Genomic DNA, 14,785 nt, shown 5'->3' with positions numbered 1-14,785 from the left:
TCCATCCCTCATTTTGCTTGTTGGATTGCTGGAACTCATTGCGCGCGGCGGCGGGTCTTCATGTCGAGCCAGACCGCGAGAATGACGATGACGCCGGTGACGAGCGGCTGCCAATTGGCGCTGACCGCGAGCAGGTTCATGCCGTTCAGCACCAGGGTCAGTATCAGCGCGCCGATGAAGGTGCCGAACACGGTGCCGACGCCACCGAACAGCGAGGTGCCCCCGATCAGAACGGCCGCGATCGCCGGCAGCGTCAGGCTCTCGCCGATATCGGCCTCGGCCGAATTGAGCCGCGACAGGAAGATGATCGAGGCAAGTCCCGCCATGGTGCCTGAGACCGCGTAGACCAGCAGCAGGCGGCGCGCGACGGGAATGCCTGATAGTCGTGCGGCGGCAGGATTGGCGCCGATCGCGTAGATCTCCTGGCCCCAGACCGTGCGCTGCGCGAAGAACGTCCCGATGCCGAGGAACACCAGGAGCAGGTAGACCGGAATGGGCAGGCCGAACAGATAGCCGCTGCCGATCTGGCGGAAGCCGGCCGGGAAGCCGTGCAGGGTCTCGCCCGCCATGTACCAATAGGTGAGGCCGTTCAGCACCCAGAGCATGCCATAGGTGGCGATGAAGGAGGGAATGCGGAGCGCCGTGACCATGACGCCGTTGATCAGGCCGACGAGCCCGCCGCAGGCAAGTCCGGTGAGGATGCCGAGCGCAGGCGAACCGGTCGTGTGGATCACGGTACCGGCGAGGCAGGCGGACAGCGCGACATTGGCGCCGACGGAGAGATCGAGGCCTGCGGTCAGCACCACCAGCGTCAGGCCGGAGGCGATGAAGAAGGTCAAGCTTGCCTGCCTCAGCACGTTGAGGATGTTGCCGAGGCTCAGGAAGGAATCGCTGAGCACGGCCAGCACCGCGCAGATCAGGAAAGCCGCGAGCAGGCGATAGAATAGCTGGACCGCGTCCTGCGACAGGAAGGAGCGGGGCGGCGCCATGGCGCCCTTGGTGATGTCGGTCATGTGCGGCTCCTGAGGCCGTCGAGGAACAGGGCAACGATGACGAGCACGCCGACGCTGGCGACCTGCACCGAGGAGGGGAGCGAGATCAGGTTCAGCCCGTTGCGCAACACGCCGACGGAAAGGACTCCGAGCAGCGTACCGAGTAGCCAACCATTCCCGCGCTCGAACGAGGTGCCGCCGACGGCGACGGCCGCGATGGCATCGAATTCCAGGCCGAGGCCGGCGGTGGGATGGCCGGAGTTCATGCGTGCGGTCATCAACAGGCCTGCGATTCCGGCCATGGCGCCGCCGATCGCGTAGACCGCGATCAGCAGCCTGTTGGGGGATAGCCCGGCATAGCGCAGCGCCTCGCGGTTGCCGCCGAGGGCGAAGATGTAGGTGCCGAAGCGGGTGTGATAGAGCAGGCCGTGAAAGGCCGCATATGTCACCAGCGCCATCACGATCGGCACGGGAATGCCGAGCAGCGTCGCCGAGTAGATGTCGCGCACGCTGTGGGGAATGCCGACCACGCTCTGGCCGTCGCTGACGATCAGCGACAGGCCCTGCGCCATGCCGAGCGTGCCGAGCGTCGCGACGAAGGGCGGTATGCCGAGAATCGCGACCAGCCAGCCGTTGGCGAGGCCGAAGGCGGTGCCGACCAGAAGGCCGGCGCCGAGGCCCAGCAGCATCGACTTGGTCGCAAGCGACACGATCGCGACGCAGAGCGAGGTCAGCGTCAGCACCGCGCCCATCGACAGGTCCAGCCCCTCCGTCATGATGATCAGGGTCATCGGCAGCGCGAGCATGGTCAGGATGGTCGACTGCACCAGCACGTTGGAGAGGTTGGCGACCGACAGGAAGCCGGGCGCGATCACGCTGAACAGCACGATCAGCAGCACCAGCACCATGGCAACGCCGGGAATGCGCTGCAGCGGATTGGGCTCTGAGACGATCGCGGCTTCACGCATGATGCATCCCCAGTCGCACGATGTTCTCCTCGGTCAATTCGTTGCGTGACAAATGTCCCGCGATGCGCCCCTCGCGCATCACATAGGCGCGGTCGCAGACATGGCAGATCTCGACCTGCTCGGACGAGATCATCAGGGCCGCGGCGCCGTCCGCGACGAGGCGGTCGATCAGCGCGAAGATCTCCGACTTGGCGCCGATATCGATGCCGCGCGTCGGCTCGTCGAAGATGAAGAGCTTCGAGCCGGCTGCCAGCCATTTGCCGATCACGACTTTCTGCTGGTTGCCGCCCGAGAGCAGTCCGACGGTCTGGCGTGCGCTCGGTGTCGCGATGCGGAGCTGCCGGATCAGGCCGTCGGCGGTGCGCTGTGCCGAGCGTTGGTCGAACAGCCCGCTCGGAAACAGCTTTTTCAGCGCCGACACCACCAGATTGTCGCTGACGGATCGCAGCAGCGCGAGGCCTTCGCTCTTGCGGCTCTCAGGGATCAGCGCGATGCCGCGGCGGGCGGCGAGATCCGGCTCGCCGGAAATGCTCTTGCCGTCGAAGATGATCTCCCCCGATGTCACGGGATCGGCGCCGAAGATGGCGCGGGCGACCTCGCTGCGGCCGGAGCCGACCAGCCCGCACAGCCCAACGATCTCGCCGCGGCGCACCTCGATGTTGATGTCGGAGATGCCGGTGGACGCGGAGAGGCCCTTGACCTCGAGCAGCACCTCGCCGGGCTTGTCGGCGAAATTCCGCGGATAGGTCATGTCGACGTTGCGGCCGACCATCATGCGGACCAGCTGGTCCGGCGTGACGTCGGCAGGCCGGACACCGTCGATGCGGCGGCCGTCGCGCAGCACGGTGATGCGATCGCCGAGCGCGAACACCTCGGCCATGCGGTGGGAGATGTAGACGATGGCGACGCCATCGGCCTTCAGCCGCGCGATCAGCGCGAACAAGAGCTCGGTCTCGCGATCGGACAGGGCTGCGGTGGGCTCGTCCATGACGAGGATGCGGGCATTCTGGCTGATCGCCTTGGCGATCTCGACCATCTGCTGCTGGGCGACGCCAAGCTTGTCGACGGTGGTGGCGGGATCGATGTCGAAGCCGATCGTGTCGAGCACGCGCTTTGCGTCGGCCAATATCCTGCGGCGGTCGATGGTGCCGGGAATGCGGCCCTTTGGCTCGCGGCCGAGGAAGATGTTCTGGGCAATGTCGAGATAGGGGACGAGCGAGAATTCCTGGAAGATCACGGCGATGCCGAGCTTCTGCGCATCGGCGGTCGAGGAGATCGCGACTCTTTCGCCATTGTAATAGAACTCGCCGGTGTCGGCGCGATAGGCGCCGCACAGCACTTTCATCAGGCTCGACTTGCCTGCGCCGTTCTCGCCCAGCAGCATATGGACTTCGCCGGGGTAGACGGCAAAGGACACGTCGTCGAGCGCCTTGACGCCCGGAAACTCCTTGCTGATGCCGCGCAGCTCCAGCAGCGGCGTGGGCGAGGTGACCTCGATCGGGAGCGCGTCGCTCATGGCTTATTGCTCATGTTTTGGCTCTGCCAGCAAAGATCTTTCCGGGGTTCATCAATCCGTCGGGATCGAGCGCCGCCTTGATCGATCGCATCACGTCCACGGCCTCGCCGAGCTCGTCGGTGAGATAGTCGATCTTGCCGAGCCCGATGCCGTGCTCGCCGGTGCAGGTGCCGTCCATGGCGATGGCACGCGCGACCATGCGGGCCTGCAGCGCCTTGGCGCCCTCGACCTCCTCCGGTCGTGTCGGGTCGATCAGGATCAGCATGTGGAAATTGCCGTCGCCGACATGGCCGACGATCGGCGCGGTGAAGCCGTGCTCGTCAGCATCGCGCCGCGTCTCGATCAGGCATTCCGCCAGACGCGAGATCGGCACGCAGACGTCGGTGATCACAGCGCGCGCGCCGGGCCGCAAGCCAAGGCCGGCGTACAGGGTGTTGTCGCGGGCATGCCAGAGCCGGCTGCGGTCTTCCTGCGCCTTAGCCCAGGCAAAGCCATGGCCGCCATGCTCGGCCGCGATCGCCTGCGCGGCTTCGGCCTGCTCGGCGACGGAAGTCTCTGAGCCATGGAATTCGAAGAACAGGGTGGGAGCCTCGCGATAGCCGAGCTTTGCGTAGGCATTGATGCCGCGCATCATGACATCGTCGAGCAGCTCGATGCGGGCCACGGGGATCGCGGACTGGATCACGGAGATCGCGGTGTCCACCGCATCGTGCAGGGTGTCGAAGCTGCAGACTGCCGCCGAGATCGCCTGCGGCACCGGGTGTACCTTCAGCGTGATCTCCGTGATGACGCCGAGCGTGCCTTCCGCACCGACGAACATGCGCGTCAGGTCGTAGCCGGCCGCCGATTTCCGCGCGCGCCGGGCGGTACGGATCACGCGGCCGTCGGCCAGCACGACCTCGAGCGCCATGACATTGTCCTTCATGGTACCGTAGCGCACCGCCATCGTGCCCGAGGCGCGCGTCGACGTCATGCCGCCGATCGAGGCATCGGCGCCCGGATCGATCGGGAAGAACAAGCCGGTGTTGCGCAGCTCCGCATTGAGCTGCTTGCGCGTGATGCCGGGCTGCACCACGACGTCCATGTCGCTGTCGTGCAGGCTGAGCACCTTGTTCATGCGCGCGAAGTCGAAGCAGACGCCGCCGGCGACCGCGGCCGCATTGCCTTCGAGCGAGGTCCCGGCGCCGAACGGGACGATCGGCATGCCCGCGCCGGCGCAGAGCTTGACGATTTCAGCGACCTCCTGCGTCGTCTCAGGGAAGACGACGATGTCCGGCGGCAGGCTGCGATAATGCGACTCGCTCTGCCCATGCTGATCGAGCACGCCGCGCGCGACGCTCGCGCGCGGTCCGATCATGCCGGCGAGGCGCTCGGCCAATATGTCCGTGCTGACCCGCGGTCCCATCCGTAAGCTCCCGTTTGCTCCCTGTCTCCGGACTCTTGTTGGTCCGTCGTTCAGCTTAAGCGGCTCTTGCGTTGCTCGCGAGCTGCTTCAGGCCGAAGTCATAGTTGAGATGAAAATAGTCGCGCTCCACCATGCGACCATCCGGCGCACGGCCGGCGGGATGACGGACGAACTCCCGGATCAGGCTGTCCTTGACGCCGAACACCACGTCGCTGTCGAGATATTGGTCGCCGGCAACGAACACGTGCGTAACTAGCTGCTCGAAACCTGGCGCTGAGATCATGAAGTGCACGTGCGCCGGGCGCCAGGGATGGCGTCCCTGCACCTCCAGCATCTCGCCGACCGGTCCATCATGCGGAATCGGGTAGGCGGCCGGCTTGATCGACCAGAAATGGAAGCGGCCGTTGGCGTCGGTATGGAAGCGGGCGCGCATCGCGAGATCGCCGATCTTGTCGAGCTGCTGCACGTCGTAATAGCCGTCGTCGTCGGAATGCCAGACGTCCACGATCGCGCCGGCGAGCGGCTTTCCGTCCACGGTCGAGACCGAGCCGGTGACCAGCATGGGATCGCCATCCATCGGCCCGGAGATGTCAGCGCCGCTGTCCTTCTCGGGCGCAGCCTGGACGAAGAAGGGGCCGAGCACCGTGGTCTCGGTCGCGCCTTCGGGCACCGGATGGTTGATGGCGTCGACCAGCATGGAGACGCCGAGCGTGTCCGACAGCAAGATGAACTCCTGGCGCTTGTCGTTGCACATGTGCCCGGTGCGGGTCAGGAAATCGATGCCGAACTCCCACTCCTTCTGGGTGGGCCGCACCTCGCGGACGAAGGCGTGCAAGTGCCGCACCAGCGCTTCGCTCACCTGCTTGATGCGTGGATCGGTCGCGCCCGCGATCCGCTCCAGAACGGCGTCCGTGATCGTGTTTTCGTTGAAGTTACGCATGTCAGCCTCCGTGGATCACAGCTTCGGCTCGCTGAGGCCGGACAGCCGTTCGAGATGCTTGACGGTCGCAATGAAGTCGGTATCACCGTCGCCCTGGGCGACCAGCGCGCCATAGGTCTCGCGCACTTGGGCGGCGAGCTGCAGCGGCACGCCGACGGCGTGGCCGGCGCCCAGGATCAGGTCGAGATCCTTGGCCATCTGCTTGCAGGAGAAGGTGGACTCGAAGTCGCGAGTCCGCAGCGGCGCGGTCTTGTACTTCACCATGGGAGAGGCGACCGCGCTGTCGTCGAGCACTTTCAGGATGTCCTGCCAGGCGATGCCGCCCTTGCGCGCCAGCGCCAGGCTCTCGGCCATCATCGCCGCAGACACCGCGATCATCAGGTTGACCGAGAGTTTTGCGTAGCGCGCTTCCTCGGCCGGGCCGAGATAGGTCTGGGCGCGGGTGAATGCGGTGAACAGCGGCTTTGCGCTCTCGAAGGCGTCTTTCGGCCCCGACACGAAGCAGGTCAGCGCGCCGGTGTGAACGATGCTGGCATTGCCGGAGACCGGCGAGCGCAGATAGGAAATGCCGCGTGCCGGCGCGGCGGCCGCAACCTCAGCCGAGGCTTCGACACTCACGGTGCTGGTTTCGATCAAGACGGCACCGGGCGCCATCGCGGCGATCAGGCCGGCGGAGCCGAGCAATGCGCCGCGCAAAGCGGCGTCGTCGGGCAGGGACGTGATCACAGCGGCCTTGCCGCGCACGGCCTCGGCCGGCGAAGCGGCAATCGCAATGCCCTGCGCGCGTGCCTCGTCGATGCGCGCCGCGCTCTGGTCGAACGCGGTAACGGCAAAGCCCGCCTTGGCGACGAGCACCGACATCGGCAGGCCCATCTTGCCGATCCCGATGCAACCAACTGTTTTCAGAGCGTCAGTCATTGTTCTTGTCCATTGGCTCCGCAGGCGGCGCGTCCCTGTCGTTCAATATCCTGCACCAGCCGCCGGCCGGATTGCGCCAGCAGCTCCTTCTTCGTCTCGAGTCCCTCGACCAATAGCCGCCCGTTCTGCTTCTTCCAGGCACCGCCGATCATGACGGCCTCGATGTTGGCGAGGCTCGTCTGCATCACGACGGTTGCGACGGGATCGTGCACTGGATGGAGATTGAGGTCGGAGGCGTTGATGATGACGAGGTCGGCGAGCTTGCCAGGCGTCAGCGAGCCGATCTGGTGCCCTCGGCCGAGCATGCGGGCGCCTTCCGTCGTGACCCAGCGCAGCGCTTCGCGCACGGGAATCGTGGTCGTCGCCGGAATGGCGCCACTTGCTTTGCGCGATTCCACATTGTCCAGTGCCCGCTGCATCGACAGCGCAACGCGCGCGGCGGAGAGGAGATCGCCGGCCAGCACGGACTCCAGGTCGATGCCGATGGTCGGCCGCACGCCGCGATTCAGGAGGCGGCCGGTGATCGGAAAGCCATGGCCCTGGATCATCTCGTTCTCGGGCGTCACCGAGAACGATACGCCGAGATCGACGAGACGATCGAGCAGATCATCGGGCAGATCGTTGCCGTGGACGATGTTGATGCCGGGACCGACGAGGCCGGCCTCGAGCAGCTTCTCCCAGCCGCCGGGCGTCTTGGCCGGACCGCCGCCCTGATGCATCGATGCGATCAGCTTCAGCTCCCGCGCCAGGCGGAAATCGTGCATGGCGACGTCGAGCGTCGAATAATGCGGACCGAGGATGGCGAGCCCGAGCGTGACGAGGCCGTCGCGGTCGGCGAGGGGCCCGGCCAGCAGCCGCTCGACCTCACGGCGCGGATGCGGCACTTCCGAGAAATGCGGCTCGCCCGGCTTCGGCTCGGGCTTGGGCGAGCCGTGGAAGAACGCGGCGCGGACGCCGCTTTCGATCAGGCCGCGCACGGCGGCGTCGGTATGATCCGGCGTCGGGTTGTTGTGGCACCAATCGACCAGCGTGGTGACGCCGTGATTGATCTGGTTCAGCGCGCCGACGAGGGTTGCGATGTAGATATCGTCGGGCCGGAACACGGTGGCGAGGCCCGCATGCATGCGGCGGAAATATTCCAGCAGCGTCCAGTTCGCGGCAAAGCCGCGCAAGCCGGTCTGCCAAGTGTGCATATGTGCGTTGATCAGGCCGGGAATGACGATGCGGCCCGTGCCGTCGACGACCGCCGTGTCGGCCGCAGCGTCGATCGACGGGCGCACCTCGGCGATCCGGCTGCCCTCGACCAGCACATCGCCGGTCGAGAGATCGCCGATCGCGTCATCCATGCTGATGACGGTGGCGGATCTGATCAGGGTGCGCCGCATCGCTTCAAGCTACCGCTTTGATGGCGCCGGGTGGCTCGCCGGTCCAGGCGCGCGCGATCAACTCGCGAATGGCGCCTCGTTCGAGCGGCCGCGGATTCCAGTAGGCATTCGTGACTGCGAGGTCAGCCGCCTTGTCGATCCCGCCCTCGGGCATGCCGACGTCGCGTAGCGCGACCTTCGCACCCAGCCGTTTCGCAAGTTCGAAAAGCCCCCGAGCTGCATCGGCTGCCCCGATCGCGCGCGCGATCCGCACCATCGCGTCGGGCACGGCCGGCGCGTTGTAGGCCAGCGCATGCGGCAGCACGATGGTGTGCGTTTCGGCGTGCGGCAGGTCGAAAGTGCCGCCGAGCGTGTGACAGAGCTTGTGATGCAACGCCATGCCGACCGTGCCGAGGCAGACACCGCACAGCCAGGCGCCATAGAGCGCCTCGGTGCGGGCCTCGCGATCGTCGCTCTTCGCGGCAATGGCGGGCAGGGCGCGCGCCAGCGCGCGGATGCCTTCTTCGGCCATCAGCGAGGTGACAGGATTGGCATCGCGCGCGTAAAGCGCCTCGACGGCATGGGCGATCGCGTTGATGCCGGAGGTTGCGGCGAGGCTCGCCGGCAGCGTCAGCGTCAGGTCGACGTCGTAGATCACGGTCTCCGGCAGCACGGCTGCATCGCGCACCGTGGTCTTCAGTCCGTTCTCGGTCTGGCCGACGATCGGCGTCATCTCCGAGCCGGCATAGGTGGTGGGAATGCAGAGCTGGTTGACGCCGGTGCGCAAGGCCAAGGCCTTGCCGAGCCCGGTGGTCGAGCCGCCGCCGAGCGAAACGACGCAATCGGCTTCGCATGCCTTCATTGCCGCGAGCGCGCGTTCCGTGACCTCGACCGGCGTGTGCATGGTGGCGCCGGAAAAGATGCCGGCATAGAGCGGGCCGAGCGCGGCTCCCAAGCTCTTGCCTTGTGCCTCCTGCTGCGGCGTCGTCAGCACCAGCGCACGCTTGCCGCCGAGCCGCTCGACCTCGGCCTTGGCTGAGGCAAGCGTGCCGCTGCCGAACACGACGCGGCAGGGCAGGTTTTCGAAGGTGAACGAGCCGATCATGCGCCGGTCTCTTTGATGGGATAATCGACCTGGAAGCGCCCGATCCGCAAGTCGCCCAGCGCCTCGCGCACGCGCAGATGCTCCGGGTGGTTGGCATAGGCGGCGAGCGCCGCCTGGTCGGTGAATTCGGAGAACAGCACCACGTCGCAGGCATAATCAACCGCGCTGACGTCCATGCCGACTTCGATATGGGTGAGGCCGTCGATCCGGCCCTTGAGGCCCTCGAACAGGGTCTTGACCTTGAGCCGGGCGGCCGAGCGCTCCTCAGGGCTCTCCCCGCGCAGTCGCCACATCACGATGTGCCTGATCGGGCCCGACATTTCCTGATTTCCTCGCCTGCAATGGTGCTTTGTTGGCGCCATTTTGCCTTGCAGAAAACGGAAATAAAGGTCAAAATTTGTAAGTCTCTTTTCCTCTTTATGCAAAAATGGACCGGCTGCTTCAACTCGAGGTGTTCTCCAAAACCGCTGAGCTCGGCAGCCTTTCCAAGGCCGCCGAAATCCTGCGGATGTCGAACGCCGCTGCGAGCCGCCATCTCAGTGCGCTGGAGGAGCGGCTTGCGGTCCGGCTGATCGAGCGCAACACGCGCCGGCAATGGCTGACCGAAGCGGGACAGGAACTGCTGCAGCGGTGCAGCACGCTTCTGAACGAGCTCGCCGAGGCTGAGGACGCCGTCTCCGACCGCGCGCTGTCGCCGAAGGGCATGCTGCGCGTCACGTCTTCGCTGTCCTTTGCGATGATCTACCTCGCGCCGATGCTGCCCGCCTTCCGTGCGCTCTATCCTGATCTCAGCGTGCAGATCATCAGCGCGAACCGCTACCTCGACTTCATCGAAGCCGGCATTGACGTTGCGATCCGCACCCGCGAGCACGAACCGGATTCCAACATCATCGTGCGCCGCATCGGGCAAATGCACCGCGTGCTCGCGGCCGCTCCGTCCTATCTGGAGAAGCACGGCCGGCCCGAGCATCCCGCCGATCTCGCCCGTCACAACATGCTGATCTACAATCTCGCCAATGATCCCTATTCGCTACGGCTGAGCCAGGGCAGCACGACGCAGACGATCCGGATCGCGCCGACGCTCGACAGCAATGACGGCCAGATCATCTGTGGTGCGGCGCGCGCGGGGCTCGGCATCCTGATCCAGCCGCTCTATATCGTGCAGGGCGATATCGCGGCTGGCCGGCTGGTGCCTGTCCTGAGCGATTGGCAGCTGCCGTTGCTCACCATGAACATCGCCTATCAGAACCGCGTCAGGCTGCCTGCCAAGATCAGGGTGTTCTCCGACTTCCTCGTCAGCTACATCCGGGAGCATTCAGAGCCGGGGATCTGGATCGACGCGGCGAAGTGAGCGGGAAGCAGCCATGTATCTCGGCATCGATCTCGGCACGTCGGCGGTCAAGACGGTTCTCGTCGATGATGCCCAGCGCGTGATCGCAAGCGAGAGCCGGTCGCTCGCGACCGTCTCGCCGCAACCGGGCTATTCCGAGCAGGATCCGGCGCAGTGGATCGATGCGACCTTCGCCACGCTGGATGCCCTCAAGGCGTCGCATGCCGATGCGTTGGCGGCGGTCGCAGGCATCGGGCTGTCCGGCCAGATGCATGGCGCCACGCTGCTCGATGCGAGCTCTAGGCCGCTGCGGCCCTGCATCCTCTGGAACGACGGACGCTCTGCGACTGAGTGCCGTGTCCTGGAGCAACGCTGGCCCGCCTTGCGCGAGGTGACGGGCAACAAGGCGATGCCGGGCTTCACCGCGCCAAAACTGCTCTGGATCGCCGCGCACGAGCCCGAGATCTTTGCGGCGACGAAACTCGTTCTTCTGCCAAAGGCCTATCTGCGACTGGTGCTATCGGGCGAGGCCGTCGAGGATGTCTCGGATGCCTCGGGATCCCTGTGGCTCGACGTCGCGCGCCGCGACTGGTCGGACGCAGCGCTGGCAGCGAGCGGCTTGTCGCGCGAGCACATGCCGCGCCTGGTCGAGGGATGCGCGCCCGCAACCACGCTGCGCAGCGAACTCGCGCGGCGCTGGGGGATGATCAGGCAGCCGGTGATCGCGGGTGGGGCCGGCGACAATCCCGCGGGCGCCATCGGCATCGGCGCAATCCGGCCGGGAGCCGCTTTCGTGTCGCTGGGAACCTCGGGTGCGCTCATGGTCCCGACCGACCGGATCGCCGCCAATCCCGACCGTGTCGTGCACACGTTCTGCCACGCCATTCCAGGGATGTGGATTCAGGCCGGCGCGATCCTCTCGGCCGCTTCCTGCCTTGCCTGGCTCGCGCGCCTGTTCGGCGCCGCCGAGGCCGAGCTGCTGGCGCCGCTTGGAGCACGACCGCAGGCGCCGTCGCCCGTGAGCTTCCTGCCTTATCTCGCCGGTGAGCGGACGCCGCACGACGATCCCGTTGTGCGCGGCATGCTGGATGGCCTGAGCCATGGCACCGATCGCGCGGCGATCGTGCGGGCGGTGCTCGAAGGCGTTGCCTTCGCGCTTGCCGATTGCCGCGATGCGCTCGCGGATGCCGGCATCGGGATTGCGGAGGCCGACGTGATTGGCGGCGGTTCACGCTCTACCTTCTGGCTCTCGGTGCTGGCGAACGTGCTGAGCATTCCGATCCATCGCTTTGCCGGAGGTGAAACCGGCGCCGCGTTCGGTGCGGCGAGATTGGGGCGGCTTGCTGTCACGGGTGAGGCAATCGGTGACGTATGCATGCAGCCGCAGCGCATCGAAACATTCGAGCCCGACGCTGCACTGGTCGATGCCTACGCTGAACGGCTTCCCGCCTGGCGCGACCTGTATCGGCCGCGCCACTAGCTGGCCCAATCTGGTTTGCATACTTCGGTATATTCGCCTTCGGTATTGCCCTGCGTCACCCGCTTTTGTTTAATGACCAAACCGCGTTGCCGAGAAACGAGACGCGGGTGGGAAACGCATTGTGCGCCGGGAGGCACGATGAACGATCCGATCCTCGAGATGCGCGGGGTCTCGAAGACCTTCTTCGGCATCAAGGCGCTGCGGGCCGTCGATCTCACCGTCTATCCCGGCGAAATTCACGCCCTGATGGGTGAGAACGGCGCCGGCAAGTCGACGCTGATGAAGATCCTGTCCGGCGCCTACCGGCCCGACCCGGGCGGCGAGATCCGCATGGAGGGCAGGGCGGTGCGGATCGAAGGCCCGCTCGGCGGCCGCGCGGCGGGCATCTCCATCATCTACCAGGAGCTGTCGCTCGCTCCCAATCTCAGCGTTGCCGAGAACATCTATCTGGGACGGGAGATATCGCGGTCAGGCTTGCTGGCGCGCGGCACAATGCGCGAGGGCGTCGGCCCGATCCTGAAGCGCCTGGGCGCGGACTTCCTGCCCTCGACGCTGGTGGCGCATCTGTCCATGGGGCAGCGGCAGCTGGTCGAGATCGCCCGTGCGCTGCACGTCAGATCGAAAATCCTCATCATGGACGAGCCGACCACCTCGTTGTCGGCCGCCGAAAGTGAGCGGCTGTTCGCGTTGATCCGCCAGCTTCGCGCCGAGGGCCTTGCCATCATCTACATCTCGCATCGCATGGACGAGGTCTATGCGCTCGGCGATCGCGTCACCGTGCTGCGCGACGGCCGCCTGGTCGGCTCGCTCGACAAGCCCGAGATCCGTGCCGACACCATCGTGCGCTTGATGGTCGGTCGCGACGTCTCCTCGTTCTACAAGAAGGACCATGATCCGGAGGCGGGGCGGGGGCATCCCGTGCTCGCGGCGATCGACATGGCCGATGGCGGGCGCGTCAAGGGCTGCTCTCTCACCGTGCATGCGGGTGAGGTGGTCGGCCTTGCCGGCCTGATCGGCGCCGGTCGCACCGAGCTTGCGCATCTCATCATCGGCGCGTCACCGAAAACCTCCGGCCGGCTCGAGCTGGAGGGACGTCCGGTCGAGATCCGCACGCCGGGCGAGGCGCTCGAGGCCGGCATCGCCTATCTGACGGAAGACAGGAAAGCGCTCGGCCTGTTTCTCGACATGTCGTGTCTGGACAACATCAACCTCGCCGTGCTCGGCCGCGATGCGAAGCTCGGCTGGTTTCTCGATCGCGACAAGGCCCGCGAGCGCGCCGACCGCGCCTTTGCCGGCCTCAGCATCCGCGCCGCGAATGCCGGCGTTCCCGCCGGCGGCCTGTCAGGGGGCAACCAGCAGAAGGTGCTGCTGTCGCGACTGCTCGCCATCGCGCCGAAGGTCCTCATTCTCGACGAGCCGACGCGCGGCGTCGATGTCGGTGCCAAGTCGGAAATCTATTCGATCATCGACAATCTCGCCAAGGCCGGCACCGCGATCCTCGTCATCTCGTCCGATCTGCCCGAGATCATCGGCATCTGCGACCGCGTCATCGTGATGCGTGCCGGGCACATTGCCGGCGAGGTCAGCCGCGGTCCGAATTCGCCGCTTGCGCAGGAAGACATCATGGGGCTTGCCACGGGGATGGAGCATCTCGATGCCTGACAATGGTGCTGCGGAGGCAAAGCCGGCATCGACGACGACCAATGGCGCTGCCGCGGAGACAAGACGCCAGCGGATGAGGATGCTGATCAGCGCGCTCGGCATGTTGCCGGTGCTGCTGATCCTCTGCATCGGCTTCAACGTGCTGTCGGAAGGCCGCTTCTTCACCGGACAAAATCTCGGCATCGTATTGCAGCAGGCCGCGGTGAACACCGTGCTCGCCGCCGGCATGACCTTCGTCATCCTCACCGGCGGCATCGACCTGTCGGTCGGCTCGATCCTGGCGGCCTCCGCGATGGCGGGTTTGACGCTCTCCAAGATGCCGGAGCTCGGCTTGCTGTGGCTGCCGGCCGCACTGCTCACCGGCCTCGTCTTCGGCATCGTCAACGGCGCGCTGATTGCGCTGCTGCGCCTGCCGCCCTTCATCGTCACGCTCGGCTCGCTCACCGCAGTGCGCGGCCTGGCGCGGCTGCTCGGGGCTGACACCACCGTGTTCAATCCCTCCATTCCCTATGCCTTCATCGGCAACGGCTCGTTGACGCTCATTCCCGGAGTCGCGTCGATCCCATGGCTCTCGGTAATCGCCTTGCTCGTCATTCTCGTCTCCTGGCTGGTGCTGCGCCGGACCGTGCTCGGCGTGCATATCTATGCCGTGGGCGGAAACGAGAGCGCAGCGCGGCTTGCCGGCATCAAGGTCTGGGCCGTCCTGATCTTCGTCTACGGCATCTCCGGACTTTTCGCCGGGCTCGGCGGCGCCATGCAGGCGGCGCGGCTCTACGCAGCCAACGGACTCCAGCTCGGCCAGTCCTATGAGCTCGATGCAATCACCGCGGTGATCCTCGGCGGTACCTCGTTCGTCGGCGGCATCGGCTCGATCTGGGGCACGCTGGTCGGTGCGCTCATCATCGCCGTGCTCTCGAACGGGCTCATCCTGATCGGTGTCTCCGACATCTGGCAATATGTGATCAAGGGCCTGGTGATCATCGGTGCCGTGGCGCTGGACCGCTACCGGCTGCAAGGCTCCGCGAGAACGTGAAAGGTCTGGCGCGCAACGGCGTGCGCATGGCTTGAGACGAGATTCCGTTGCGGCAACTGGTCTGCCGCGCCG

13 protein-coding genes are annotated in these 14,785 nt (G+C 66.1%); 4 read left to right on the top strand and 9 right to left on the bottom strand.

All coding sequences use genetic code 11. The features are described 5' to 3' along the window. Positions 1-35 precede the first annotated feature (35 nt). Genes XF30_RS26140 through XF30_RS26100 form a run of 9 tightly spaced genes read right to left on the bottom strand, consistent with a single transcriptional unit; the run spans position 36 to position 9,528 of the window. On the bottom strand, positions 36-1,013 hold the full coding sequence (locus tag XF30_RS26140) for an ABC transporter permease (RefSeq protein ID WP_109144270.1): 978 nt from the start codon (positions 1,011-1,013) through the stop codon (positions 36-38). Further along, positions 1,010-1,960 (bottom strand): ABC transporter permease, encoded by a 951-nt coding sequence (locus XF30_RS26135; protein WP_109144269.1) that lies wholly within the window; start codon positions 1,958-1,960, stop codon positions 1,010-1,012. The genes XF30_RS26140 and XF30_RS26135 overlap by 4 nt, the downstream gene beginning before the upstream one ends. Then, positions 1,953-3,476 (bottom strand): sugar ABC transporter ATP-binding protein, encoded by a 1,524-nt coding sequence (locus tag XF30_RS26130; protein WP_109144268.1) that lies wholly within the window; start codon positions 3,474-3,476, stop codon positions 1,953-1,955. Before XF30_RS26130 ends, XF30_RS26135 begins: the two co-directional genes overlap by 8 nt. Before the next feature lie 10 nt (positions 3,477-3,486). Further along, the gene (locus XF30_RS26125; RefSeq protein ID WP_109144267.1) at positions 3,487-4,881 is read right to left on the bottom strand and encodes an FAD-linked oxidase C-terminal domain-containing protein; all 1,395 of its coding nucleotides are present in this window, start codon (positions 4,879-4,881) and stop codon (positions 3,487-3,489) included. Positions 4,882-4,936: 55 nt separating this feature from the next. Beyond that, a complete protein-coding gene (locus XF30_RS26120) occupies positions 4,937-5,821 on the bottom strand; it encodes an intradiol ring-cleavage dioxygenase (RefSeq protein WP_109144266.1) in 885 nt (294 codons plus the stop codon). Between the two features lie 15 nt (positions 5,822-5,836). Then, a complete protein-coding gene (locus tag XF30_RS26115; protein WP_109144265.1) occupies positions 5,837-6,739 on the bottom strand; it encodes an NAD(P)-dependent oxidoreductase in 903 nt (300 codons plus the stop codon). After that, positions 6,736-8,124 (bottom strand): amidohydrolase family protein, encoded by a 1,389-nt coding sequence (locus XF30_RS26110; RefSeq protein WP_109144264.1) that lies wholly within the window; start codon positions 8,122-8,124, stop codon positions 6,736-6,738. The genes XF30_RS26115 and XF30_RS26110 overlap by 4 nt, the downstream gene beginning before the upstream one ends. 4 nt (positions 8,125-8,128) lie before the next feature. After that, entirely contained in the window at positions 8,129-9,208 is a 1,080-nt protein-coding gene (locus tag XF30_RS26105) for a maleylacetate reductase (RefSeq protein WP_036005176.1), read from the bottom strand. Further along, positions 9,205-9,528 carry a Dabb family protein gene (locus tag XF30_RS26100; protein WP_036005173.1) on the bottom strand — a complete coding sequence of 108 codons (324 nt, stop codon included), beginning with the start codon at positions 9,526-9,528 and terminating at the stop codon, positions 9,205-9,207. Before XF30_RS26100 ends, XF30_RS26105 begins: the two co-directional genes overlap by 4 nt. 107 nt (positions 9,529-9,635) lie before the next feature. Between XF30_RS26100 and XF30_RS26095 the strand changes: the two genes are divergently transcribed. From XF30_RS26095 to XF30_RS26080, 4 genes are all read left to right on the top strand, one after another. Continuing rightward, the gene (locus tag XF30_RS26095; RefSeq protein ID WP_036023604.1) at positions 9,636-10,559 is read left to right on the top strand and encodes a LysR family transcriptional regulator; all 924 of its coding nucleotides are present in this window, start codon (positions 9,636-9,638) and stop codon (positions 10,557-10,559) included. A gap of 13 nt (positions 10,560-10,572) precedes the next feature. After that, a complete protein-coding gene (gene xylB / locus XF30_RS26090; protein WP_109144263.1) occupies positions 10,573-12,018 on the top strand; it encodes a xylulokinase in 1,446 nt (481 codons plus the stop codon). A 138-nt stretch (positions 12,019-12,156) separates the two neighbouring features. After that, positions 12,157-13,680, top strand: coding sequence for a sugar ABC transporter ATP-binding protein (locus tag XF30_RS26085; protein ID WP_109144262.1), 1,524 nt, complete (start codon positions 12,157-12,159; stop codon positions 13,678-13,680). Next, on the top strand, positions 13,673-14,713 hold the full coding sequence (locus tag XF30_RS26080) for an ABC transporter permease subunit (RefSeq protein ID WP_036005162.1): 1,041 nt from the start codon (positions 13,673-13,675) through the stop codon (positions 14,711-14,713). Before XF30_RS26085 ends, XF30_RS26080 begins: the two co-directional genes overlap by 8 nt. Positions 14,714-14,785 lie beyond the last annotated feature (72 nt).

The sequence above is a fragment of the Bradyrhizobium sp. SUTN9-2 genome (genome assembly GCF_003122645.1).
In the GTDB taxonomy this organism is placed as follows: Bacteria; Pseudomonadota; Alphaproteobacteria; order Rhizobiales; family Xanthobacteraceae; genus Bradyrhizobium; species Bradyrhizobium yuanmingense.
The sequence above is the reverse complement of the archived record's forward strand: the minus strand, read 5'-3'. Positions and strand labels throughout refer to the sequence as shown.

Coding starts and splice junctions, on each gene's coding strand:
- XF30_RS26135 (WP_109144269.1), bottom strand. CDS start 1,960: ATGCGTGAAGCCGCGATCGTCTCAGAGCCCAATCCGCTGCAGCGCATT.
- XF30_RS26110 (WP_109144264.1), bottom strand. CDS start 8,124: ATGCGGCGCACCCTGATCAGATCCGCCACCGTCATCAGCATGGATGAC.
- XF30_RS26080 (WP_036005162.1), top strand. CDS start 13,673: ATGCCTGACAATGGTGCTGCGGAGGCAAAGCCGGCATCGACGACGACC.
- XF30_RS26125 (WP_109144267.1), bottom strand. CDS start 4,881: ATGGGACCGCGGGTCAGCACGGACATATTGGCCGAGCGCCTCGCCGGC.
- XF30_RS26095 (WP_036023604.1), top strand. CDS start 9,636: ATGGACCGGCTGCTTCAACTCGAGGTGTTCTCCAAAACCGCTGAGCTC.
- XF30_RS26120 (WP_109144266.1), bottom strand. CDS start 5,821: ATGCGTAACTTCAACGAAAACACGATCACGGACGCCGTTCTGGAGCGG.
- XF30_RS26130 (WP_109144268.1), bottom strand. CDS start 3,476: ATGAGCGACGCGCTCCCGATCGAGGTCACCTCGCCCACGCCGCTGCTG.
- XF30_RS26085 (WP_109144262.1), top strand. CDS start 12,157: ATGAACGATCCGATCCTCGAGATGCGCGGGGTCTCGAAGACCTTCTTC.
- XF30_RS26115 (WP_109144265.1), bottom strand. CDS start 6,739: ATGACTGACGCTCTGAAAACAGTTGGTTGCATCGGGATCGGCAAGATG.
- xylB (WP_109144263.1), top strand. CDS start 10,573: ATGTATCTCGGCATCGATCTCGGCACGTCGGCGGTCAAGACGGTTCTC.
- XF30_RS26100 (WP_036005173.1), bottom strand. CDS start 9,528: ATGTCGGGCCCGATCAGGCACATCGTGATGTGGCGACTGCGCGGGGAG.
- XF30_RS26140 (WP_109144270.1), bottom strand. CDS start 1,013: ATGACCGACATCACCAAGGGCGCCATGGCGCCGCCCCGCTCCTTCCTG.
- XF30_RS26105 (WP_036005176.1), bottom strand. CDS start 9,208: ATGATCGGCTCGTTCACCTTCGAAAACCTGCCCTGCCGCGTCGTGTTC.